This is a genomic window from Orrella daihaiensis (assembly GCF_022811525.1).
GTDB classification, from domain to species: domain Bacteria; phylum Pseudomonadota; class Gammaproteobacteria; order Burkholderiales; family Burkholderiaceae_B; genus Algicoccus; species Algicoccus daihaiensis.
Genome location: NZ_CP063982.1, coordinates 1,936,418 through 1,960,109 on the forward strand (window position 1 = coordinate 1,936,418; position 23,692 = coordinate 1,960,109).

At 52.4% G+C, this 23,692-nt stretch carries 19 protein-coding genes; 12 read left to right on the plus strand and 7 right to left on the minus strand.

Going from position 1 to position 23,692, the window contains the following annotated elements; genetic code table 11:
- Positions 1 to 3: 3 nt before the first annotated feature.
- The 4 genes from sdhA to DHf2319_RS09015 all read right to left on the minus strand — a co-directional run bounded on the left by sdhA (position 4) and on the right by DHf2319_RS09015 (position 3,479).
- Positions 4 to 1,782 carry a succinate dehydrogenase flavoprotein subunit gene (gene sdhA / locus DHf2319_RS09000; protein ID WP_243477882.1) on the minus strand — a complete coding sequence of 593 codons (1,779 nt, stop codon included), beginning with the start codon at positions 1,780 to 1,782 and terminating at the stop codon, positions 4 to 6.
- Positions 1,783 to 1,785: 3 nt separating this feature from the next.
- Positions 1,786 to 2,169: a succinate dehydrogenase, hydrophobic membrane anchor protein gene (gene sdhD, locus DHf2319_RS09005; protein ID WP_243477883.1), complete on the minus strand. Its 384-nt coding sequence runs from the start codon at positions 2,167 to 2,169 to the stop codon at positions 1,786 to 1,788.
- Positions 2,170 to 2,171: 2 nt separating this feature from the next.
- A complete protein-coding gene (gene sdhC, locus DHf2319_RS09010) occupies positions 2,172 to 2,582 on the minus strand; it encodes a succinate dehydrogenase, cytochrome b556 subunit (RefSeq protein ID WP_243480075.1) in 411 nt (136 codons plus the stop codon).
- 126 nt (positions 2,583 to 2,708) lie between these two features.
- Positions 2,709 to 3,479, minus strand: a complete 771-nt coding sequence (locus DHf2319_RS09015) for a GntR family transcriptional regulator (protein ID WP_243477884.1) — start codon at positions 3,477 to 3,479, stop codon at positions 2,709 to 2,711.
- 229 nt (positions 3,480 to 3,708) lie between these two features.
- Between DHf2319_RS09015 and DHf2319_RS09020 the strand changes: the two genes are divergently transcribed.
- The 8 genes from DHf2319_RS09020 to acnA all read left to right on the plus strand — a co-directional run bounded on the left by DHf2319_RS09020 (position 3,709) and on the right by acnA (position 16,707).
- Entirely contained in the window at positions 3,709 to 4,698 is a 990-nt protein-coding gene (locus DHf2319_RS09020) for a malate dehydrogenase (RefSeq protein WP_243477885.1), read from the plus strand.
- A 62-nt stretch (positions 4,699 to 4,760) separates the two neighbouring features.
- A complete protein-coding gene (gene prpB, locus DHf2319_RS09025; RefSeq protein ID WP_243477886.1) occupies positions 4,761 to 5,651 on the plus strand; it encodes a methylisocitrate lyase in 891 nt (296 codons plus the stop codon).
- 27 nt (positions 5,652 to 5,678) lie between these two features.
- Positions 5,679 to 6,866, plus strand: coding sequence for a bifunctional 2-methylcitrate synthase/citrate synthase (gene prpC / locus DHf2319_RS09030; RefSeq protein ID WP_243477887.1), 1,188 nt, complete (start codon positions 5,679 to 5,681; stop codon positions 6,864 to 6,866).
- A gap of 91 nt (positions 6,867 to 6,957) precedes the next feature.
- Positions 6,958 to 9,549 (plus strand): Fe/S-dependent 2-methylisocitrate dehydratase AcnD, encoded by a 2,592-nt coding sequence (gene acnD / locus DHf2319_RS09035; RefSeq protein WP_243477888.1) that lies wholly within the window; start codon positions 6,958 to 6,960, stop codon positions 9,547 to 9,549.
- Between the two features lie 100 nt (positions 9,550 to 9,649).
- Entirely contained in the window at positions 9,650 to 10,849 is a 1,200-nt protein-coding gene (prpF, locus tag DHf2319_RS09040) for a 2-methylaconitate cis-trans isomerase PrpF (RefSeq protein WP_243477889.1), read from the plus strand.
- Positions 10,850 to 10,861: 12 nt separating this feature from the next.
- Positions 10,862 to 11,137 (plus strand): GNAT family N-acetyltransferase, encoded by a 276-nt coding sequence (locus DHf2319_RS09045; RefSeq protein WP_243477890.1) that lies wholly within the window; start codon positions 10,862 to 10,864, stop codon positions 11,135 to 11,137.
- A gap of 113 nt (positions 11,138 to 11,250) precedes the next feature.
- Positions 11,251 to 13,836, plus strand: coding sequence for a bifunctional aconitate hydratase 2/2-methylisocitrate dehydratase (acnB, locus tag DHf2319_RS09050; RefSeq protein ID WP_243477891.1), 2,586 nt, complete (start codon positions 11,251 to 11,253; stop codon positions 13,834 to 13,836).
- Between the two features lie 165 nt (positions 13,837 to 14,001).
- Positions 14,002 to 16,707, plus strand: a complete 2,706-nt coding sequence (gene acnA / locus DHf2319_RS09055; protein WP_243477892.1) for an aconitate hydratase AcnA — start codon at positions 14,002 to 14,004, stop codon at positions 16,705 to 16,707.
- 94 nt (positions 16,708 to 16,801) lie between these two features.
- Here acnA and DHf2319_RS09060 read toward each other — a convergent pair whose 3' ends face one another.
- Positions 16,802 to 17,968: an ATP-binding protein gene (locus tag DHf2319_RS09060; RefSeq protein WP_243477893.1), complete on the minus strand. Its 1,167-nt coding sequence runs from the start codon at positions 17,966 to 17,968 to the stop codon at positions 16,802 to 16,804.
- Between the two features lie 117 nt (positions 17,969 to 18,085).
- Positions 18,086 to 19,120, minus strand: a complete 1,035-nt coding sequence (locus DHf2319_RS09065) for a YeiH family protein (RefSeq protein WP_243477894.1) — start codon at positions 19,118 to 19,120, stop codon at positions 18,086 to 18,088.
- Between the two features lie 140 nt (positions 19,121 to 19,260).
- Between DHf2319_RS09065 and DHf2319_RS09070 the strand changes: the two genes are divergently transcribed.
- The 4 genes from DHf2319_RS09070 to efp all read left to right on the plus strand — a co-directional run bounded on the left by DHf2319_RS09070 (position 19,261) and on the right by efp (position 23,115).
- Positions 19,261 to 20,136 (plus strand): LysR family transcriptional regulator, encoded by an 876-nt coding sequence (locus tag DHf2319_RS09070; RefSeq protein ID WP_243477895.1) that lies wholly within the window; start codon positions 19,261 to 19,263, stop codon positions 20,134 to 20,136.
- 31 nt (positions 20,137 to 20,167) lie between these two features.
- Positions 20,168 to 21,352 (plus strand): DUF2863 family protein, encoded by a 1,185-nt coding sequence (locus DHf2319_RS09075; protein ID WP_243477896.1) that lies wholly within the window; start codon positions 20,168 to 20,170, stop codon positions 21,350 to 21,352.
- 35 nt (positions 21,353 to 21,387) lie between these two features.
- Positions 21,388 to 22,488 carry an elongation factor P maturation arginine rhamnosyltransferase EarP gene (gene earP, locus DHf2319_RS09080; protein ID WP_256462177.1) on the plus strand — a complete coding sequence of 367 codons (1,101 nt, stop codon included), beginning with the start codon at positions 21,388 to 21,390 and terminating at the stop codon, positions 22,486 to 22,488.
- A gap of 66 nt (positions 22,489 to 22,554) precedes the next feature.
- Positions 22,555 to 23,115, plus strand: coding sequence for an elongation factor P (gene efp, locus DHf2319_RS09085; RefSeq protein ID WP_243477897.1), 561 nt, complete (start codon positions 22,555 to 22,557; stop codon positions 23,113 to 23,115).
- Positions 23,116 to 23,195: 80 nt separating this feature from the next.
- Here the strand turns inward: efp and DHf2319_RS09090 are convergent, their stop codons facing one another.
- Positions 23,196 to 23,684, minus strand: coding sequence for a DUF1178 family protein (locus DHf2319_RS09090; RefSeq protein WP_243477898.1), 489 nt, complete (start codon positions 23,682 to 23,684; stop codon positions 23,196 to 23,198).
- Between the last annotated feature and the right edge of the window lie 8 nt (positions 23,685 to 23,692).

Sequence of the window (23,692 nt, forward strand, 5' to 3'; positions counted from 1 at the left end):
TCATCAGAAAGTACGGGTTTTGGGTGGGAAAGACTCAACCGTCAGCGGTTTCATTTGAACCGGCTTGTAGTCAAGCTTATTACCTTCCGAATACCAAAGCGTATGTTTGATCCACTCTTCGTCGTTGCGCTCGGGGAAATCATCGAGGGCATGCGCCCCACGACTTTCTTTACGAGCAGCTGCCGAATGAATGGTGGCGCGAGCCACGTCAATCATGTTTTGCAACTCAAGCGCCTCGATGCGAGCAGTGTTAAAGACCTTGGACTTGTCTTGGTAAGCTACATTAGCGACCTGATGAGCCAGATCATCGATAAGATTGCAACCCTCATTGAGCATGTCTAATGTACGGAACACACCACAGTGCTTTTGCATTGTGTGGCGAATTGCATTACCGACGTCCTGAGTTTTTTCGCCAGCCGTACGTGACTCAAGTTCATCGAAACGAGCCAACGATTTATCAACGGACTCCTGTGGCAGCGGTTGATGAGCATGCTGGCGTTCGAGATGCGCCTCAACGATGTGATTGCCAGCGGCACGGCCAAACACGATCAAGTCAAGCAGCGAGTTTGTTCCCAAGCGGTTGGCACCGTGAACAGACACAGCGGCAACTTCGCCAATCGCGTACAGGCCATTAACGACCTTTGACTCACCGTTCTCCCAAGAAACGACTTGACCATGATAATTTGCAGGCACGCCACCCATCTGGTAGTGAATGGTGGGCACAACAGGAATGGGTTCGCGAATTGGATCAACGTTGGCAAACTTGATCGCGATCTCACGGATCGAAGGCAAGCGCTTGTTGATCGTGTCGGCACCAAGGTGATCAAGTTTCAGAACAACGTAGCTGCCGTCTGGCCCACAACCACGGCCCTCCTTGATTTCCTGATCCATACAACGAGATACAAAATCACGCGGAGCCAAATCTTTGAGGGTCGGCGCATAACGCTCCATGAAGCGCTCACCGTCTTTGTTCAGCAAAATCCCGCCCTCGCCTCGCACCCCTTCAGTAACAAGCACGCCGGCGCCGGCAACACCTGTCGGATGAAACTGCCAGAACTCCATGTCCTGCAATGCAATACCGGCCCGGGCTGCCATTCCCATCCCGTCACCGGTATTGATGAAAGCATTGGTTGATGCAGCCCAGATACGACCGGCACCACCAGTAGCTAGAACTGTCGTCTTGGCTTCAAGAATATAAATATCACCCGTTTCCATCTCCAGCGCAGTCACGCCAAGCACATCACCATCATCGTTGCGAATGAGGTCAAGTGCCATCCACTCAACGAAAAACTGCGTACGGGCAGCGACGTTGCGTTGGTAGAGCGTGTGAAGCAAGGCGTGACCCGTACGGTCAGCAGCAGCACAGGCCCGCTGAACAGGCTTTTCACCGAAGTTGGCCGTGTGACCGCCAAACGGGCGCTGATAGATGGTTCCATCAGGGTTACGATCAAACGGCATACCAAAATGCTCAAGCTCATAGACCGCATTCGGTGCTTCGCGACACATGAATTCAATGGCGTCCTGATCACCAAGCCAATCTGATCCCTTGACCGTGTCGTACATGTGCCAGTACCAGCTGTCCTCACTCATGTTACCTAGCGAGGCACCGATACCACCTTGAGCCGCCACGGTGTGCGAACGTGTCGGAAAAACTTTAGATAGCACCGCCACCGACAAACCCGCCTGGGCGAGCTGCAACGAACAGCGCATGCCGGATCCACCGGCGCCTACGACCACCACATCGAATTGACGGCGAGGCAAGGATTTAGCAATAGCCACCACGATTTAAGCCCCCCAAATAATGACAGCAAAGTAGATGAATGAACCCACCAACCACAGGATGGTTAACACCTGCAACGCCAGGCGAATACCGACCGGCTTGACGTAATCCATCCAAATATCTCGCACACCAATCCAGGCATGCCAAGACAGCGACAAAAAGGCCAAGGTGCCAAGCACCTGACCCATCGGAAAACCGCCAAGGCTAAAGGTAAACAGACCAACCCAGGCCTCGTAAGTAAATCCGGGCATCATCAAAATACCCACTAGCAAGATCAGCGTGTAGACGGCCAGGATGATGGCCGTGATGCGTTGGATCATGAAATCACCAACGCCGTAATGCGCGCCTACGACCAATCGCTTTGCACCAATTTTCTCCGGCATTGCCATGATTACCAAGCTCCGAACAGTTTGAGGGCGAAGACAAATGTCAGACCGAGGCTGACCCCGAATACAACACCTGCACTTTTCTGGGCTGAGTACTTATCAAGTCCATGATGTGAATCGAGCACTAAATAGCGTATGCCAGCACAGAAGTGGTGCAAGTAAGCCCAAATCAGCACTAGGAAAATGATTTTCACGATTGGGAAACCCGCCACCACGGCGAACGCCTGAAAACCCGAAGGCGACATACTCATGGCAAACAAGGGAAGGATCAAAACCGGCAACAGCAGAAACAGCAATGCGCCGCTGACCCTGTGCAGAATTGACAGCCTGCCCGCCAACGGCAGACGGTATTTGAGAATTTGCCCGACGCTAATGTTTCTGTACTGTGGGCGCGGTTTAGTTGCACTATCTGACATGCTGGCCTCTTTCATTCTTAAAACAAACAATAAATTCTTTTTTGCGTTGTTTGCGCTGACGGATACCGTATTTTCGCTGATTGGCGAGCTAGACTCAAATCGCCCCAAACTCCCCTCACACTCCCCCTACATCAACGTATTCCGATAAAAATACTGATCAGTCAGATAATGACCATACCGTAATTCTACAGCACGGTCGCCGTACGTGTAAGACACACGATCGACTCTAAGCAAGGGTTTGTGACGCTCAATTTTCATTAGCTCAGCAATATCCTCGGGCGCTGCCACCGCTCTCAATCGCTCATCCGCCCGGACCATGCTGACACCAAAGCGCGCCTCCAACAAACCGTATAAAGGACCCGTGTTTTCGGTGAGTACCGCCATGGTGAGCCCTCTGAACAGGGACGCTGGCAGGTAAATATCGTCAACGACCGTCGGCTGACCCCGAAAACTGAGCAACCTCCTGATGTAGATTAGCCCGTCACCACTTTTTAGCTCCAGAGCGGCGGCCGCCTCTGCGTTGGCCCTCACCTTGCGACACCACAGAATCTCGCTATCGGCCGGAACTGTCTCACCATCGCTAGGAGCAAGCCTTAGGAACCGAAAGCGCACGACAGGCTCACGATGTGTCGCAACAAATGTGCCCTTTCCCTGACGGCGTATAAGGATGTGTTCACCCGCAAGCTCATCGATTGCCTTGCGAACCGTTCCCTGGCTGACGTGAAAGCGTCTGGCCAAATCGAATTCACTCGGAATCATTTCGCCAGGCTTCCACTCCCCTTTTTCAAGGGCTTGCAACAGCAATTGTCGGATTTGCTGATACAGCGGACTGAATGCCGCCGTTTGTTCCCGCCTGACTGGCGCCTGGATAGGCGTTTGGGATTCGGTTAAGTCCATGTCGTAGGCGGCTAGAGAGTAAAAATCGCATTGTCCCACAGACCGCCGAGAAACACCAGCATTCTTATGTCTTATATAAGATATAAGACTATTGACGAATCGTGATTGAGGGATTACGATCTACGGGTTGCCCCTAATCCATGCAAGCAAAAGGGCTAAACTTGAAACGGTATTGACGCATCAATGCAGTCATACAAGTTTCAACAGTCACCACGACGGAGATCGGATCATGACCAAACCTGCAATGCGTGTTGCAGTTACTGGCGCCGCCGGCCAAATCGGCTACGCCTTACTTTTTAGAATCGCTTCAGGAGAGATGCTCGGCAAAGACCAGCCAGTTATCCTCCAACTTCTTGAAATTCCCGATGAGAAAGCCCAAAACGCACTGAAAGGCGTGATGATGGAGCTTGATGATTGCGCGTTTCCTCTATTGCAGTCGATGTCGGCTCACAGCGACCCAAAAGAAGCATTCAAAGATGCAGACGTTGCATTGTTAGTTGGATCACGCCCGCGCGGGCCTGGCATGGAACGTAAAGATCTTCTAACCGTTAACGCGCAAATCTTCACGGTGCAAGGTAAAGCACTGAACGAAGCGGCAAGCCGTGATGTGAGAGTGCTCGTTGTCGGTAACCCGGCCAACACCAATGCGTACATCGCCATGAAATCAGCACCGGATCTGAAACCGGAAAACTTTACGGCCATGCTGCGCTTAGATCACAATCGTGCTTTGTCGCAATTAGCTGCCAAGCTTGGTCGCCCGGTCGCTGAAATACAAAAACTGGCTGTTTGGGGTAACCATTCGCCAACCATGTATCCCGACTACCGCTTCGCCACCATTGGCGGTCAAAGTGTCGCAAAGATCATCAATGACGATGCATGGAACCGTGATGTGTTTATCCCAACGGTCGGCAAGCGTGGTGCGGCCATCATCGAAGCACGCGGTCTATCCTCAGCGGCATCGGCAGCCAATGCTGCAATCGATCATATTCGCGATTGGGTAATGGGAACCGATGGCAAATGGGTCACCATGGGCGTTCCTTCAGACGGTTCCTACAGCATTCCCGAAGGCATTATGTACGGTGTGCCCGTCACCTGCGAGGGTGGCAAATATCATCGCGTGACTGGTCTGGAGATTGACGAGTTTTCGCGCGAGCGTATGGACTTGACACTGAAAGAACTACTCGAAGAGCGAGATGGTGTAGCCGACCTTTTGAAATAAGTTCTGGCGCAGGCCTGCTAGCGCAGGCCTTTTTTATCCCCCGCCCCACCCTGGAGACCAACATGTCACAACAACACTCTGCCGGCGCTCGTTTTCGCACCGCGCTAAAAGAAGAGTCCCCCCTTCAAATCATTGGTGCAATCAACGCCAATCATGCCTTGCTGGCCAAGCGCGCCGGCTACCGTGCCATTTATCTCTCGGGCGGCGGCGTTGCTGCCGGCTCACTTGGCTTGCCAGATCTTGGGATCAACACACTTGACGATGTACTGACCGATGTTCGGCGTATCACCGATGTTTGTGACGTGCCACTTGTGGTTGACATTGACACTGGCTTTGGCCCGTCGGCTTTCAATATTGCCCGCACCGTCAAGAGCCTGATTAAATTTGGAGCGGCCGCTTGTCATATTGAAGACCAGGTAGGTGCCAAGCGCTGCGGTCATCGCCCCGGCAAAGAGATCGTGACGACTGAGGAGATGCGAGATCGCGTCAAAGCAGCGGCAGATGCTCGTACAGACGAGAATTTCTACCTGATTGCACGCACCGACGCGATTGCTGTGCAGGGTGTGGATGCCGCGATCGAGCGTGCACTGGCCTGCGTTGAAGCTGGCGCCGACGCGATCTTCGCTGAAGCTGCATACGACTTGCCAACCTACGACAAGTTTGTCAAAGCCGTTGGTGTTCCAGTGCTTGCCAACATCACGGAATTTGGCAAGACGCCTCTATTTACCGTGGACGAGTTGCGCTCTGTGAACGTCGCGATGGTGCTCTACCCCCTTTCAGCATTTCGCGCCATGAATAAAGCTGCCGAGATGGTTTATGAGGCAATTCGCCGAGACGGCCATCAGAAAAATGTTGTTGACATGATGCAAACCCGCGATGAGTTGTACGACCGTATCGGATATCACGATTACGAGCAAAAACTTGATGCATTGTTTGCTCAATCCAAGTCTTAAATCTGAATTTGCAACAAGGAGTTACCCATGGCCACCACCCGTAAACCCGCAGCCAAGAAAACTGCAGAACAAGCGCCCGTTGCGCCTAAACCGAAGAAATCGGTCGCACTGTCTGGCGTCGTTGCTGGCAATACTGCTTTGTGCACCGTCGGTCGCACAGGCAATGACCTGCATTATCGTGGCTACGATATTCTGGATTTCGCCGATGTCTGTGAGTTTGAAGAAATTGCACATTTGTTGATTCATGGCAAGTTACCCAACAAGTCCGAACTCAGCGCTTACAAAGAAAAACTCAAGGCATTACGTGGTCTGCCAGCCCAACTGCAAGCGGCGCTCGAGGCTCTGCCTGCTGCAAGCCATCCGATGGATGTGATGCGTACAGCGACCTCAGTACTAGGTTGTGTTCTGCCCGAGAAAGATGACCACAACATTCCCGGTGCGCGCGATATTGCCGATCGATTGATGGCAAGCCTGGGATCAGCATTGCTTTACTGGTATCACTACAGTCACAATGGTCGCATCATTGATGTACAAACTGACGATGACAGCATTGGTGGCCATTTTCTTCATCTATTGCATGGCAAAAAGCCCGACCAAGAGTGGGTGCGGGCCATGCATACCTCGCTCATTTTGTATGCCGAACACGAATTCAACGCATCGACTTTCACCAGCCGGGTGATTGCGGGTACTGGCTCAGACATGTACTCGGCAATTACCGGCGGAATTGGTGCATTACGCGGCCCCAAACATGGTGGTGCTAACGAAGTCGCCTTCGAAGTGCAAAAACGCTATGAAACACCTGATGAGGCTGAGGCTGATATCCGCCGTCGAGTCGAGAACAAGGAAGTGGTCATCGGCTTTGGGCACCCGGTCTACACCATCGCTGATCCACGCAACAAAGTCATCAAGGCCGTTGCGCAGCGTTTATCTAAAAGCGCCAACAACATGAAGATGTACGACATTGCCGAGCGTCTCGAAAGTGTCATGTGGGACGTTAAAAAAATGTTCCCTAACCTTGATTGGTTCTCAGCGGTTTCTTACCACATGATGGGTGTACCAACTGCCATGTTCACCCCACTATTTGTGATCGCCCGCACTGCTGGCTGGTCCGCTCACATTATTGAGCAACGTGTGGACAACAAGATCATCCGTCCGACTGCTAATTACGTTGGACCTGAGAACTTGAAGTTCGTGCCGATCAATAGACGTAAGTAATCGCGCAACAGCCTGAGAGATCACGCTCAGGCTGTTGGCAAGAATTCTGACTGCCCAGACTGCCTTATTCGCCTTTCTTAGCGAGACTGCCATGAACACTGCGTACCGCAAAAAACTGCCCGGAACCAAGCTTGACTATTTTGACGCTCGCGAAGCGGTTGATGCGATCAAGCCTGGCGCATACGACAAACTGCCTTACACGTCGAGGGTACATGCGGAGAACTTGGTACGTCGTTGTGACCCATCGTTGCTGACCGACGCATTAAAGCAGCTCATTGAGCGCAAGCGAGATCTGGATTTCCCATGGTTTCCGGCTCGCGTCGTTTGCCATGATATTTTGGGACAAACGGCACTCGTTGACCTTGCCGGATTACGCGATGCCATCGCAGCCAAAGGTGGAGACCCGGCGAAAGTCAACCCGGTCGTGCCAACACAATTGATCGTTGATCACTCATTGGCTGTTGAATGTGGCGGCGATGATCCTGACGCCTTTGCTAAAAACCGTGCGATTGAAGACCGTCGAAATGAAGATCGCTTTCACTTCATAAACTGGACAAAAAAAGCATTCAAAAATGTAGACGTGATCCCCCCGGGTAACGGCATCATGCACCAGATCAATCTGGAACGCATGTCGCCTGTGATTCATTCCCGTGACGGTGTGGCATTTCCCGACACGCTCGTCGGAACCGACAGCCACACACCACACGTTGATGCCTTAGGTGTGATCGCAATCGGCGTGGGAGGCTTGGAAGCTGAGAGCGTCATGCTCGGACGCGCATCATGGATGCGTCTGCCCGATATCATTGGCGTCAAACTTATTGGCAAACTAAAACCGGGCATTACGGCAACCGATCTAGTGCTTGCCTTGACTGAGTTCTTGCGCAATCAAAAAGTTGTCTCCTCTTACCTTGAATTCTTTGGCGAGGGGGCAGCCAACCTCACACTTGGTGACCGCGCCACAATCTCAAACATGACCCCTGAGTACGGCGCAACAGCAGCCATGTTTACCATCGACCAGCAAACGATTGACTACTTGCGCCTGACCGGCCGCGAAGAACAGCAGGTGCAACTGGTAGAAACCTACGCCAAAGAGACAGGACTTTGGGCTAATGGCTTGGACACAGCCGAGTACGAACGCGTGCTCGAGTTTGATTTGTCATCTGTTGTCAGAAACATCGCAGGTCCCTCCAACCCTCATCGTCGGGTTGCCACCACTGATCTGGCTGCCAAAGGCATCTCCGGTAAAGTGGAAAACGAGCCAGGCTTGATGCCAGATGGCGCAGTGATCATCGCAGCCATTACAAGTTGCACCAACACCAGCAACCCACGTAACGTGATTGCAGCCGGCTTGTTGGCCCGCAATGCCAACGCGCGCGGACTGACTCGCAAACCTTGGGTTAAGAGCTCGCTAGCACCTGGATCCAAAGCAGTTGAACTCTACCTGCAAGAGTCGCATCTCTTGCCCGAACTGGAGAAACTCGGTTTTGGCATCGTGGCATTTGCCTGTACCACTTGCAACGGTATGAGCGGTGCACTTGACCCGAAAATTCAGCAAGAAATTATCGATCGTGATCTGTATGCCACAGCAGTGCTATCGGGCAACCGTAACTTTGATGGTCGTATTCACCCTTATGCGAAACAGGCATTCCTCGCATCCCCTCCCTTGGTGGTGGCCTATGCGATTGCGGGTACCATTCGCTTTGACATAGAAAAGGATGTGTTAGGCCTAGACAAAGAAGGCAAGCCTGTCACTCTCAAAGATATCTGGCCGACAGACGAAGAAATTGATGCCATCGTCAAGTCAAGCGTCAAGCCCGAGCAATTCCGTAAAGTCTACGAGCCTATGTTTGCTGCAACGGTTCAAAGCAGCGAGAAAATTAGCCCGCTCTACGAGTGGCGCGCCCAAAGCACGTACATCCGTCGCCCACCCTACTGGGAAGGCGCACTGGCCGGCGAACGGACCTTGAAAGGTATGCGACCTCTGGCAGTGCTTGGCGACAACATCACGACTGATCACTTATCACCGTCGAATGCTATTTTGGCCAGTAGCGCAGCTGGCGAATACCTCGCCAAGATGGGCTTGCCAGAAGAAGACTTCAACTCGTATGCCACGCACCGGGGCGACCACCTGACTGCCCAACGCGCCACGTTTGCCAATCCCAAGTTGCTAAACGAGATGGTGCTAGAGAACGGTGAAATCAAACAAGGATCACTGGCTCGCATCGAACCAGAAGGCAAGGTCACTCGTATGTGGGAAGCGATCGAGACCTACATGAACCGCAAGCAGCCTCTGATCATCGTGGCTGGCGCTGACTACGGTCAAGGCTCTTCACGTGACTGGGCAGCCAAGGGGGTTCGCCTGGCTGGTGTTGAGGCGATTGTGGCTGAAGGGTTTGAGCGTATTCACCGCACCAACTTGGTGGGCATGGGTGTACTGCCGCTTGAATTTAAAGCCGGCACAACGCGCAAGACGCTAAACATTGATGGCACCGAAACGTTTGATGTGATTGGCGAGCATACGCCGCGTGCAACGCTAACTTTGGTGATTCACCGTAAAGACGGGCAAACGATTGAAGTGCCTGTGACATGCCGCCTCGATACAGCCGAGGAAGTCTCTATCTATAAAGCTGGCGGTGTATTACAGCGCTTTGCCCAGGACTTTTTAGAGTCCGAAGCTGCATAATGACCTCACAACTGGCAACACCAGCTGTGAGGTCAGTACTGATCTGTAATGATTCAAACAGCAGTTGAAAATTTAAACCAAGTTCTGATGAGTAACTGCCATGGCATACGCACCGCAAATAAAAGTCCCAGCAACCTACATTCGGGGTGGCACCAGCAAAGGTGTTTTTTTTAAGCTTGACGATATGCCCGAAGCAGCGCAAGTCCCTGGCCTTGCCCGAGACGCCTTGTTGATGCGCGTGATAGGAAGTCCTGACCCGTACGGCAAGCAAATCGACGGCATGGGTGGTGCGACATCTAGCACCAGCAAGACCGTGATCGTCTCCAAAAGCAGCAGACCAGATCATGACCTTGATTATCTGTTTGGCCAGGTATCAATCGACAAAGCTTTTGTAGACTGGAGTGGTAACTGTGGCAACTTGTCTGCCGCTGTTGGGCCTTTTGGCATTGCCAGTGGTCTCGTAGACTCCAGTCGCGTCCCAGAAAATGGCATTGCAACCGTGCGCATTTGGCAGGCCAATATCAACAAAACCATCATTGCCCACGTGCCGATGACGAATGGTCAAGTGCAGGAAACCGGTGACTTCGAACTCGATGGCGTGACATTCCCTGCCGCTGAAATTCAGCTCGAGTTCATGGATCCGGCGGCAGAGGAGGAAGGCGTCGGTGGTGCAATGTTTCCGACTGGCAATCTTGTCGACGATCTAGAGGTGCCAGGAGTAGGCACTTTCAAGGCAACCATGATCAATGCCGGCATACCCACGATTTTCTTGAACGCGGAAGAAATTGGCTACAAAGGGACAGAGCTGCAGGACGACATTAACAATGACACCAAAGCTCTGGCGATGTTTGAAACGATCCGCGCACATGGCGCCGTGAGGATGGGTTTGATTCATCACATCGAAGAGGCTGCCAAACGACAACACACACCCAAAGTTGCCTTTGTCGCCAAACCGATTGACTACGTGTCCTCAAGCGGCAAGGCAGTCAAAGCTGCGGATATTGATCTGCTCGTGCGCGCACTTTCAATGGGCAAACTTCACCACGCGATGATGGGCACGGCCGCTGTGGCCATTGGTACCGCTGCAGCCATTCCGGGCACTCTGGTCAATCTCGCCGCTGGCGGTGGCAAGCTGGATGCAGTGCGGTTTGGGCACCCATCAGGAACGCTCCGTGTTGGTGCCCAAGCCGAACAAGTCGATGGTGACTGGCAAGTCAAAAAAGCCATCATGAGCCGAAGTGCGCGCGTGCTGATGGAGGGCTGGGTACGGATACCTGGGGACATCGCAACATTTGCTTGAACTGGAACACACATGACACATCCAATCAAACATGAAGTTCAAAAACAGCGATTTACAACCACGGTTGATGATCACTTGTGCGTGCTCGAGTATGAACTGACAGATTCGAGCATGACCATCACCCATACCCGTGTACCTGAGGCTGTTGGCGGCAAGGGTATTGCGGCTAGCCTGACACAGGTAGCGCTTGACACTGCCCGCAGCAACAAATGGCGCGTGGTTCCGCGCTGTTCCTACGCTGCGGTTTACATAAAACGCCATCCTGAGTATGTTGATCTAACCACCTAAGAAGCATCCTTGGTCTTATGTCTTATATAAGACATTTGCCCTTAACCGTTTCGTAGACTTAAAATTGTTGTTGAAGATCCTTTTCATTTCCTTACTTTCATAAGGCCAGACCCATGCTAGAAGCCTACCGTGAACATGTCACTGAGCGTGCCAAGCTCGGCATTCCCGCCCTGCCCCTGACCGCCGAACAAACCGCTGCCCTGATTGAACTGCTTAAAAACCCGCCCAAGGGCGAAGAGGCATTTTTGCTTGAACTCTTTACCCAGCGCGTACCAGCCGGCGTGGACGACGCCGCTAAAGTTAAGGCATCCTATTTGGCTGCTGTTGCACTCGGTAAAGAAAAGTGCCCCCTGATTTCTCGGGTCCAGGCCACTGAAATCTTGGGCACCATGCTCGGTGGTTACAACATCTCAGCGCTGATCGAAGTGCTCGATGACGCCGAGGTCGGTAAAACCGCTGCTAACGCTTTGAAAAAAACCCTGCTCATGTTTGACGCTTTCCATGACGTCAAGGACAAAGCCGATAAAGGCAGTGTGAACGCCAAGGAAGTACTGCAAAGCTGGGCCGACGCCGAGTGGTTTACTAGCCGCCCTGAGGTGCCAGAAAGCATGAAGCTGACCGTCTTCAAGGTGTCCGGTGAAACCAATACCGATGACCTGTCACCAGCCCCCGACGCATGGACGCGCCCAGATATTCCTCTTCATGCGCTAGCCATGCTTAAAAATCCGCGCCCAGGCATCGAGCCAGACGAGCCCGGTAAAACAGGCCCTATCAAACTGATTAATGAATTGAAGGCCAAAGGTAATCTCGTGGCCTATGTTGGTGACGTGGTCGGCACCGGTTCTTCTCGCAAATCAGCAACTAACTCCGTGCTGTGGTTCACCGGCCAGGACATCCCAAATGTACCCAACAAACGTTTTGGTGGGGTATGCTTGGGCGGCAAGATTGCCCCGATTTTCTATAACACGATGGAAGACGCTGGCGCCCTGCCGATCGAACTAGATGTCTCCAAGATGGAAATGGGCGATGAAATCGAATTACGTCCCTATGAAGGTAAAGCACTGAAGAACGGTGAGGTGATCGCCGAGTTCTCACTAAAGTCTGATGTCTTGCTCGATGAAGTGCGCGCGGGTGGTCGGATTCCGTTGATCATTGGTCGTGGTCTGACCGCCAAGGCGCGTGAAGCCTTGGGCCTAGGTCCATCAGATGCGTTTCGTCTCCCACACAACCCGGCAGACAGTGGTAAGGGCTACACCCTGGCACAGAAAATGGTTGGCCGCGCCTGTGGCTTGCCCGAGGGTAAAGGTGTTCGTCCGGGAACCTACTGCGAGCCCCGCATGACCTCGGTAGGTAGCCAAGATACGACAGGTCCGATGACCCGTGACGAACTCAAAGACCTTGCTTGTCTGGGCTTTTCAGCTGATCTGGTGATGCAGTCTTTCTGCCATACAGCCGCCTACCCCAAGCCGGTAGACGTTAAAACCCATCACACATTGCCGCAGTTCATCAGCACACGTGGCGGTATTTCACTGCGTCCGGGTGACGGCGTGATTCACTCGTGGCTAAATCGCATGTTGCTGCCTGATACCGTTGGCACTGGTGGTGATTCACACACCCGCTTCCCGATCGGCATTAGCTTCCCAGCTGGATCAGGTCTGGTGGCTTTTGCTGCAGCGACCGGCGTCATGCCCCTGGACATGCCGGAATCAGTGCTCGTACGCTTTAAGGGCAAGATGCAGCCCGGTGTGACCTTGCGTGATCTGGTCAATGCCATTCCCTTCTACGCCATCAAAAATGGCCTACTGACGGTTGAAAAACAAGGTAAGAAAAATATTTTCTCTGGCCGAATTCTGGAAATTGAAGGCTTGCCAGACTTGAAAGTTGAACAAGCATTCGAGCTCTCAGATGCCTCGGCTGAACGTTCGGCTGCCGGTTGCACAGTGCATCTGAACAAAGAACCCATCATTGAGTACTTGCAAAGCAATATTGTGATGCTCAAGTGGATGATCGCCAACGGCTACGAAGACGAGCGCAGCATGGCTCGCAGGATCAAGGCCATGGAGGCATGGCTGGCTGACCCGCAACTTATGAAAGCCGATGCGGATGCCGAGTACGCTGCAGTAATTGAGATCGATCTGGCTGAGATCGTCGAACCCATCGTTGCATGCCCGAATGACCCCGATGACGTCAAGACGCTGTCTGATGTCGCTGGTGCCAAGATCGACGAAGTGTTTATTGGCAGTTGCATGACCAATATTGGCCACTTCCGTGCTGCCTCCAAGCTGCTCGAAGGCAAGCGCGACATTCCGGTCAAACTTTGGGTAGCCCCACCCACCAAGATGGATGCCCAGCAGCTGACTGAAGAAGGTCACTATGGCGTCTTCGGTACTGCGGGTGCTCGCACCGAAATGCCAGGTTGCTCGCTTTGCATGGGCAATCAGGCTCAGGTGCGCGAGGGTGCAACCGTCATGTCAACGAGCACGCGTAACTTCCCCAATCGTCTGGGCAAAAACACTAACGTGTACTTAGGCTCAGCGGAATTGGCCGCCATTTGCTCGCGTCTGGGCAAAATCCCGACACGCGAGGAGTACATGGCTGACATCGGGGTGATTAACGAAAATGGCGACCAAATTTACCGCTACTTGAACTTCGATCAAATCGAGGACTACAAGGACGTGGCAGATGCTGTGAATGTATAAGCCAGCCAACTCTCCCGACTAATAATAAGGAGTTGGGAATGTGGTGACAAACCGCCTGCTTGACAGGCGGTTTTTTATTTTTTTGCAGATGCCAACAGGGGGACTATTCACGCAAACGTAAGGCTGATATATGCTTAGAGAACCACTTTGCGGAGGCCCCAAATCATGGCACAAGATCCCTTCAAAACCCTAACGCCTTTCAAGATTGGCAATAAATCTGCCAACCTGTATTCCCTGCCTGCGCTTGGCCAATCACTCGGAATTGACGTTGCCAAGTTGCCAGTTTCGATTCGGATCGTGCTCGAGTCAGTGCTACGGAACTGTGATGGAAAAAAAGTCACAGAGAACCATGTCAGAGAACTCGCTAACTGGCAACCCAACACCAAACGGGAAGACGAAATTCCGTTTGTGGTGGCCCGCGTCGTGTTGCAAGACTTCACTGGTGTCCCTCTTCTTGCAGACCTAGCTGCCATGCGTGATGTCGCTGGCAAAATGGGTCGCTCACCGAAATCAATTGAACCGCTTGTGCCTGTTGATCTCGTCGTAGATCACTCGGTCATGATTGATTACTTCGGCACCAAAGATGCGCTTGATCTGAACATGAAAGTGGAGTTCTCGCGTAATCAGGAACGCTACCAGTTCATGAAATGGGGTATGCAAGCATTCGATACCTTTGGCGTGGTGCCGCCCGGATTTGGCATCGTGCATCAGGTCAACCTCGAGTATTTGGCCCGCGGTGTACACCACGACAAAAAGTCAAACGTCTATTACCCCGACACCTTGGTAGGCACCGATAGTCACACCACTATGATTAATGGCATTGGCGTGGTCGGCTGGGGCGTAGGTGGCATCGAAGCCGAAGCCGGGATGCTCGGCCAGCCCGTGTATTTCTTGACGCCAGACGTGGTGGGTGTTGAACTGACCGGGCAATTGCGTGGGGGAGTAACTGCCACGGATCTCGTGCTCACCATCACAGAGATGCTGCGCAAAGAAAAAGTAGTTGGCAAGTTCGTGGAGTTTTGTGGTGCTGGCACCGCAAGTTTGTCGGTAACTGACCGAGCCACGATTGGCAATATGGCTCCCGAGTATGGCGCCACCATGGGATTTTTCCCGGTTGATGAAAAAACCATTGAGTATTTCCGTGGCACGGGTCGCTCACAAGCGGAAATCGCAGCCTTCGAATCCTATTTCAAAGCGCAGGGCATGTTTGGTGTTCCCCACGGCAAGGATATCAACTACACCAAACTGCTCAAGCTGGATTTATCCAAAGTAGCACCGTCACTGGCTGGCCCCAAGCGCCCCCAGGATCGCATCGAAATTGGCGATGTCGCCAAAACGTTCGACACCTTGTTCGCCAAGCCAGTGGCACAAAACGGCTTTAACCAACCCAAGGATAAACTTGAAAAAACGTTCACCACCTCGACTGGCACTGAGCTTCACAATGGTGACATCCTGATTGCTGCGATTACTTCGTGCACCAACACCTCCAATCCTAGCGTCATGCTGGCGGCTGGCCTGGTGGCCAAGAAAGCGGTACAAGCTGGCTTGACCGTACCGTCATACGTCAAGACCTCATTGGCGCCTGGATCTCGTGTGGTCACTGAGTACCTTAAAAAAGCCAAGCTCCTGCCTTATCTGGAAAAACTGGGCTTCGATGTCGCTGCATACGGCTGCACCACTTGTATCGGTAATGCCGGCGATCTGGCTGTCGATATCAATGAAACCATCATCGATAATGATCTGATTTGCTCAGCGGTGCTCTCTGGCAACCGTAACTTCGAAGCGCGGATACATCCCAATATCAAAGCAAACTTCCTGGCGTCTCCCCCGCTGGTGGTGGCGTATGCGCTGGCTGGCACCATTCGCCGCGATCTCATGACCGAGCCGGTAGGCAAAGGCAAAAATGGTGACGTTTACATCGGTGATATCTGGCCCACGTCTGAGGAGATTAATGAGTTAATGAAGTTCGCGCTAGACGCCAATGTGTTTCGCAGCAATTACGCCAACGTCAAGAACAATCCAGGTAAGCTCTGGGAACAAATCACGGGCGTCAAGGGCGAGCTCTACAACTGGCCAAGCTCGACCTATATCGCTGAGCCGCCATTCTTTGAAGGCTTTACCATGCAGCCAGCCTCAGTGCCTGCGGTCCGTGGCGCACGCGCACTTGGCGTGTTTGGTGATTCGGTAACGACCGACCATATCTCGCCTGCTGGTTCGATTAAAGAAACCTCACCTGCAGGCCAATGGCTTTTGGCGCATCACGTGAAAAAACCGGATTTCAATAGCTATGGCTCACGCCGTGGTAACCATGAAATCATGATGCGCGGCACCTTCGCCAACGTACGCATTAAGAACCTCATGATCCCACCGCGCCCAGATGGCAGTCGCTTTGAAGGTGGCGAAACATTGTTTCAGCCATCCGGTGAGCAAATGTCGATCTACGACGCTGCCATGGCCTATCAAAAAGCCGGGGTGCCTACCGTTGTTTTTGGTGGCGAGGAATATGGCACGGGCTCATCGCGCGACTGGGCAGCCAAAGGCACCATGCTCTTGGGTATCAAAGCTGTCATTGCACGAAGCTTTGAGCGTATCCACCGAAGTAATTTGGTGGGCATGGGCGTGTTGCCACTGCAATTCAAAGGCAACGATAGCGTGGACTCTTTAGGGATTACGGGCAAAGAGATCTATGACATTGAAGGTCTCGAGGCTGGTATCACGCCTCAGCAAGATGTCACATTGGTCATTCATCGAGACAACGGCAAGACCGATCGTGTCAAGGTGTTGTTGCGCATCGATACGCCAATTGAGGTTGACTACTATCAGCACGGCGGTATTTTGCCGTACGTATTAAGGGATTTGCTGGCGGCTTAATTCCGACTTGCGCATCCCGAACCACATCGGCAGCACAATTTGTGCTGCCGATGTGGTTTGAGGGCAGTGCCTCCAGCAACACCAGTCGCTTTTATCAAGACAGCAGTGATCCCATGTCGCGCCAGCTATGCACATCCACGCCCTCTCGCTTGTAACTTTCCGAGCCACCGTATACCAAATGACTTATGCCCGACTTGGTGCCACTGATTGCCTGCCATTTCTTGAGCCCAGTCAACCAGTCTGAAGCGAACGTGCAGCCAGACTTAACCTCAAATGGAACTAGCCGATCAGCCGTTTCAAACAAGACATCAATCTCGTGCCCACCGCTGTCACGCCAAAAATAAAGGTCAGCAGTAGCGCCTTGATTGAGACGCTGTTTGTGCAGCTCGGCAACCACCCACGTTTCAAACAACGCTCCACGCGCAGCATGGGTCATCAATGTTTGGGCATCCCGAATGCCTAATAGCCAACTGGCCAACCCAGCGTCCAGGAAATAGAGCTTGGGCGACTTGACCATGCGCTTGCCGAAGTTCTGGTGATGCGGCCGAAGCAGTGTGATGATGTAGCTAGCTTGTAGAACTGTTAGCCATTGCTTGGCTGCCGAGGCACTAATGCCACAGTCAGCGGCCAACGAGACAACGTTCAAAAGCTGACCCGTACGAGCCGCACACATTCTAACGAATGTCTGAAAACTGCCGAGGTCTCTTACTGCGATCAGCTGCCGAACATCACGTTCGACGTAAGTCGCGATGTAATTCGTAAACCAGTCTTCAGGTGAAATATCACGCACGTACAAAGCGGGATAGCCACCACGTAACAATAACTCACCAAGCGACGAGGGCAATTTATCTACCGCTCGAATTTCGCCCAAGCTTAACGGCAGCAACTCCACCCGGCCCACCCTACCTGCTAAAGACTGCGAAATCGATGCCACGAGTTCAAATTGCGCTGAGCCCGTAATCACGAAATCACCCATCAACTGTCGTTCATCGACCACACCCTGCAACCAGGACAATAGCTCCGGGCACCGCTGAATCTCATCGATCACAGCGCCTTGGACTCCAAACCGAGCCAAAAACCGTTTGGGATCTTGCGTTGCGAATTCCCGCTCATCGGGATTTTCAAGCGAGACATACGGTTTGTTTGAGAATACAGCGCGCGCTAATGTCGTCTTGCCGGACTGACGCGGGCCAGTCACCGCAACCACGGGAAACCCTCTGGCCAGACGCTCGACGGTGATTTGGGCTTGACGCGGAATCATTTATGAAAATCCACTTTTGAAAAACGAATTTGCACAAATTACCATAAATTCTTTAAAAATTAATAACTTGTGAGTGAAAATTCTTTCTAACAAACAACATATCAGTCGATGTAGGGCCTAACTCACCAACATCACCAAGCCACTGGTCAAACCAAACAGCACCACAAACAGCACCGCTGCCAATGCGAGAACACGAGGGCCTGCTGCCCTCATCTGAGCAAACCGGGTCTCAATGCCCAACGCTGTCATTGCCATGGTCAGCAAGAAAATATCAAATGCACGCAGCATTTCAAGAGTCGATTCAGGGATAACACCAAGGGAGTTAACGATCGCAAATATCAGAAACCAGATCGCAAACCACGGCACAGGCAGCTTTGCCTTGTTGCCTGTGAGGGAAGCATCGCGGCGTTGTAACCACAGGCCAATGACCAATAACAGTGGTACGAGTAGCGCTACGCGAGTCATTTTTACAATGGTGGCTACTTCGGTAGTGGCTGGATCGATGTTGCTGGCTGCCGCCACAACTTGCGCCACCTCATGAATGCTGCCACCTAGAAATATACCTAGCGCGGTGCCATCAAATGGTAACCAACCAACACCATAGAGCACGGGGTACAGGAACATAGAGATCGTGCCAAACAGTACCACTGTAGCCACCGCCACCGCGCTCTTGTGTGGCACTGAACGTAGCGTGGATTCAAATGCCAGCACCGCGGCGGCACCACAAATGGCGCTACCTGCCGCTGTCAGCATGGCTGTATCACGATCGAGTCGTAGCCAACGCGTGCCCAGCCAAGTCCCCAATCCCAGCACCCCAACGGCCACACCGATAGACACCACAACTCCCGGCGCTCCGACATCAATAATTTGCTGAATGCTGATGTTCAGGCCGTAGAGGGCAACAGCGATGCGCAACAGCCGTCTGGCCGCGAAATGAACACCAACCCCCCATTCAGCTGGCATGGTGCCACGCAGCAGATTGCCGTAAAGCATCCCGCAGACGATCCCAAGCACTAACGGGCTAATACTCAGCGCCTTAATCGGTGCAAGCTGCGCTAACTGAAACACGGCAAAAGCCATCAACCCGACAAACAGCAAACCATTTCCTCGGTCGCGCCAGATGGTCTCAGAAGTCGTTGCTACGGTGTTCACGTGAAGAGCCTTGAGTAAATAACTTTGAAACACGAAGTCTAATCAAGCGCATCACATCTGAAAATCTGTTAATTTCTATATAAAGTATCAGTTTTAATTATATTTATCTTTATTTTCAACAAACCAGCAGCCAGCCACTCATGACACCTGACCAACTGATTACATTTAGCGTGGTGGCTGAATACGGCAACATCAGCCGGGCAGCACGGGCGCTGCATCTATCTCAACCAGCGGTCTCCGGACAACTGCAAGCGCTGCAACAATCGTTTGGCGAGTCGCTTTATCGTCGCCATGGCCGCGGAATTGCCTTGACCTCAGCGGGTCAGCGATTGCTATTGCCAGCCAATCGCTTACGCGCAGCCATGGAAGAAGCCTTCGACGCTCGCAAAGCCAATCAGACACTGGCTGCCGGCACCTTGCGCATAGGTGCTAGCACTACCCCGGCAAGTTACCTTTTGCCGGAGATCGTCGCCCAGTTCAAACGTGCTTATCCTGGCATCAACGTTCAGATGATCACGGGTAATACAGGAGAAATCATCGCCAAGCTGACAGAACTCGATGTGGCAGTGCTCGAAGGTGAGTTAAGTCCGGATACGCTTAATCAATGCAACGTGCAACCATGGACCACCGACGAAGTGGTTGCAATCCTGCCACCGTCTCACCCACTGGCAAAACGCAAGTCATTAGATCTAAATGAATTGGCTACGCAATCACTGATCATGCGTGAGGACGGTTCAGGCGTGCGAAACCTGGTGATCAAAGCATTTGCCAGTCAGAATCTCGCCATCTCAGGCTATCTCGAACTTGCAGGTGTCGAAGGCATCAAACAAGCCGTCAGGGCTGGTCTCGGAGTAGGTTTTGTCTCCCAACTGTCGCTCGGACACGAAGACGGCACACTTGTAGGCATACCGGTCAATGAGGGACTCACACGTTCAATTCGGATTGTCTTGCCTATTAGGGGCAAACCGTCAAAAGTCACTCAAGCCTTTATGCTCGCCATGCAAAGACCAAGCTAAAATACTCGGCTAGTTATTTGAACTCTCGACCATGCCCAAAAAGTCCCCCAGATCGTCTCTGTCAATCGCCACTAGCCATTTGATCGCCACCGTACACGCTTCGATGTCGTCCACAAGTCGCTATGAGGATCGTTATTGGGAGTCCGAGATTGGTGCGCTAGTGCGCAAGCATCTAGCTGCCGCAGAGGATGACATCATTGAAACGGCCCTATATCAACTGACCAATAAAGATCCTGATGAGGCAGACGAGTTGTTCGAACATGTGCAAGCAGCATGCCAATACACAGAGTTCGATCTTGATGGGAAACCGTGGCAAGCTATTCTTCTGACGAGCGCATGCGCTATCTGGACGCGTTATCAACTACCTCAAGTCAAGATGACCGACGCCGTCCTGGCCCAATTTTTACAGGGCCTCAAGCTCACTGTGCTCACACCAGACGTAAAGATCGCCTCAGTACCGCAGTTATTGGGTATCGATGAAATGCCGCGCTCATTTAGCCAGACGTATGATTGGCTTAACAAACTTGCCAATCGAGCTGTGGGCAAACGCTCGGCATTACCGAAAACCATCACCGTTGAGCCTAACCCGGCCTTATTGGTCGATACCCGTCACCTGGTGCTCGCAGTGGCAGTTCCCAAAGGTCATGCGATATTTCGCTGGCAAGCTGATCCCACTATCAGCCATGAGGACTGCCTTTTAGCCTGGACCAAGCACATAACACCTGTCTTGACGAATTTGTTGCCAGGCTGTCAGTTTCATGCCCTACTGCCGCAGGCTTACCACAGCAGCATTGAGCTATCAGAGCAACACATGCGATTGATTGCCATCATTTCGGCAACCGAGTGGCTACAAAGTACGCTTAATCTCAAATCAGGAGAGCTGCGAGCAACGATAGCGGCAGTGGGGGAACATGGCGTGCAAGAATATCGCGTGGGCTATCATCGAGGCCGAGAGCGAGATGTTATTTACGGCACGATCTGGCCGCTGTTTGATAATCCCGAGTCGATAGAAAACGGGTCAATTGTTGACGCCGTGGATGAAATCGCCGCTATTCTCAAAGACTGTGGGGTTGATCATATCAAGCGCATTCCAGGTGTTTTACTGCCCGAGACATGCGAGGACTGTGGTGCCCCATTATTTCCGAATCCAGACGGAGAATTGGTGCATGTCGATCTGCCGCAGGAGGCATTTGACGCACCTCAGCGATTTCATTGAATACGGACAACCGTCAGCACAGCACACGACTCCCGATGGTATCGGCTGATTTGTTCTGCCGCGTTGTCGATAACCTTGGCGACATTGGCGTGATGTGGCGACTAGCGCGTCAATTAACCAAAGAAAAAAACTGGCACATACGATTATGGGTAGATCGGCTGGAGAGTTTTCAAGAAATCGAACCCGCCATAAACCCGAGCGTGCCCACTCAAATCTGCCAGGATATCCAAATATGTCTTTGGATGGACGACTGGCAACCAACGCCACCACGTCAGGTGGCAATCGCAGGATTTTCTTGTGAATTGCCAGATGATTACATCCGGCAATTAGCTACCACTGCCGAACCGATCTGGCTGCAACTAGAGTACCTAAGCGCGCAAGACTGGGTTAGCTCATTTCATGGGTTGCACTCCAAGCGCAACGATTCGCTTAGACCCGTATTTTTCTTTCCCGGATTTCATGACAACACCGGCGGCCTCATTCGCGAGCATGGGCTGATCGAGCAACGAAACCGGTGGGTCGCGACACAGGACAAACAAGCATGGCTGGCCAGCCTCGGGATTAGCATTCCAAACAACGCAAGGCTGATATCGTTTTTTGCGTACCCTCATGCCCCAATGCACAGTTTGATTGAGCAATTAAGACAGACTCGCCAACGATTTCATCTATTGGTGCCATCAAATCTACCCTCATTAAACAATTCATCACAAGGCAACTCACCTAACGAGCAGGTTTCCTGGCAAGCAATCAAGTTTATGCAACAAGAGAACTACGACAAACTGTTGTGGTCATGTGACTTGAATTTCGTGCGGGGCGAAGATTCGTTTGTACGTGCCATCTGGGCAGGCAAACCACTGTTCTGGCAGATCTACCCACAGAAAGACGGTGCGCATCATCCCAAGCTTGATGCGTGGTTAAAACTAGCAGGCCTCGCAGACCCGATTGGACAGGCCATGCACGAGTGGGCTGATGGCCTGCTCAAAACCGACCTGAGCGCCTCATTAGCTAACCAAGGTTGGCAAGACTGGGAGCATGCGAGCAAAAGATTAAGCGACAGTCTGGAAACACAAGCCGATTTAGCCACTCGACTCGATAACTGGGTGAGGACCCAAAGTGGCACAGCGAATCGGTTATGATCTAGGGTTTATCACTATCGTGCGCTGCAACATTCGAGCAGACGCGCGCAGATGGAGTCTCTAGTCATGAAAACAGCGCAGGAACTGCGTGTCGGCAACGTGGTCATCATCGATGGTCAAGCTCAGGTGGTGCAACGCGCCGAATACAACAAGTCGGGTCGTAACGCCGCAGTAGTCAAGCTCAAATTCAAGAACTTACTAACAGCATCCGGTAGTGAGGCCGTGTATAAGGCTGACGAGAAATTTGACGTCGTCGTTCTCGATCGTAAAGAGTGCACATATTCGTACTTTGCCGATCCCATGTATGTTTTTATGGACGAAGAGTACAACCAGTACGAAGTTGAAGCGGACAGCATGGGGGATGCTTTACATTACCTCGAGGAAGGTATGAGTGTCGAAGTAGTCTTCTACGAAGACCGCGCCATCTCGGTTGAAATGCCTACGTCTGTCGTGCGCGAAATCACCTACACCGAACCCGCTGTTCGTGGTGACACCTCGGGTAAGGTCATGAAACCCGCCAAAATCAACACGGGCTACGAACTGCCAGTGCCGCTTTTTTGCGATATCGGCGACAAGATTGAGATCGACACCCGCACCGGCGAGTATCGCAGCCGCGTGATGTCCTAAGGCCAATTGCCTTTCCAACAGAAAACGCCGCTTACAAGCGGCGTTTTCTGTTTCTATGAAGCCATTACCAATCTAAACGATCACTGCAACCGGTCATCAGACAAAAAATCTGGCAATGTCATGACTGCAATACCCTCTTCAGCGAGCTCCTGACGCTCCTCGGGTGTGGCGGTACCACGAATCGATCTGGCCTTCGATTCCCCCTCATGCATGGCCCTGGCCTCGCGGGCGAATGCCGCACCGACGTTTTCTGCGCTGTTGACAACCTCGCGCATCTTGGCAAGCACAGCAGCTTGTAACTTCGCAAGCTCAGCTGCGTGGGTTACGGGCATCGAGACCGATTCGGCGACAACACTCGAGTCCGGTGATTGAGCGTGCTCGCTAGACCCAAGCGTACGCGACGAGTTGATGCGTGGCGCAGAAGGCATCTTCTGGATCTGAGCGCTTTGACACATCGGACACGTGATTAACCCTCGCGCTTTTTGCGCGTCATAATCATCGTGAGAACCAAACCAGCCCTCAAACAAATGGCCGGTGTCACATTGCAGGTTAAAAACTTTTAAGGACATACTGATTA

Bases quoted from the DNA above. Each gene is read 5' to 3' on its own strand.
- prpC (WP_243477887.1), top strand. From the start codon at position 5,679: ATGGCCACCACCCGTAAACCCGCAGCCAAGAAAACTGCAGAACAAGCG.
- prpB (WP_243477886.1), top strand. From the start codon at position 4,761: ATGTCACAACAACACTCTGCCGGCGCTCGTTTTCGCACCGCGCTAAAA.
- DHf2319_RS09090 (WP_243477898.1), bottom strand. From the start codon at position 23,684: ATGTCCTTAAAAGTTTTTAACCTGCAATGTGACACCGGCCATTTGTTT.
- DHf2319_RS09045 (WP_243477890.1), top strand. From the start codon at position 10,862: ATGACACATCCAATCAAACATGAAGTTCAAAAACAGCGATTTACAACC.
- DHf2319_RS09015 (WP_243477884.1), bottom strand. From the start codon at position 3,479: ATGGACTTAACCGAATCCCAAACGCCTATCCAGGCGCCAGTCAGGCGG.
- acnA (WP_243477892.1), top strand. From the start codon at position 14,002: ATGGCACAAGATCCCTTCAAAACCCTAACGCCTTTCAAGATTGGCAAT.
- acnB (WP_243477891.1), top strand. From the start codon at position 11,251: ATGCTAGAAGCCTACCGTGAACATGTCACTGAGCGTGCCAAGCTCGGC.
- sdhD (WP_243477883.1), bottom strand. From the start codon at position 2,169: ATGGCAATGCCGGAGAAAATTGGTGCAAAGCGATTGGTCGTAGGCGCG.
- earP (WP_256462177.1), top strand. From the start codon at position 21,388: ATGGTATCGGCTGATTTGTTCTGCCGCGTTGTCGATAACCTTGGCGAC.
- DHf2319_RS09070 (WP_243477895.1), top strand. From the start codon at position 19,261: ATGACACCTGACCAACTGATTACATTTAGCGTGGTGGCTGAATACGGC.
- acnD (WP_243477888.1), top strand. From the start codon at position 6,958: ATGAACACTGCGTACCGCAAAAAACTGCCCGGAACCAAGCTTGACTAT.
- sdhC (WP_243480075.1), bottom strand. From the start codon at position 2,582: ATGTCAGATAGTGCAACTAAACCGCGCCCACAGTACAGAAACATTAGC.
- DHf2319_RS09060 (WP_243477893.1), bottom strand. From the start codon at position 17,968: ATGATTCCGCGTCAAGCCCAAATCACCGTCGAGCGTCTGGCCAGAGGG.
- prpF (WP_243477889.1), top strand. From the start codon at position 9,650: ATGGCATACGCACCGCAAATAAAAGTCCCAGCAACCTACATTCGGGGT.
- DHf2319_RS09020 (WP_243477885.1), top strand. From the start codon at position 3,709: ATGACCAAACCTGCAATGCGTGTTGCAGTTACTGGCGCCGCCGGCCAA.
- DHf2319_RS09075 (WP_243477896.1), top strand. From the start codon at position 20,168: ATGCCCAAAAAGTCCCCCAGATCGTCTCTGTCAATCGCCACTAGCCAT.
- efp (WP_243477897.1), top strand. From the start codon at position 22,555: ATGAAAACAGCGCAGGAACTGCGTGTCGGCAACGTGGTCATCATCGAT.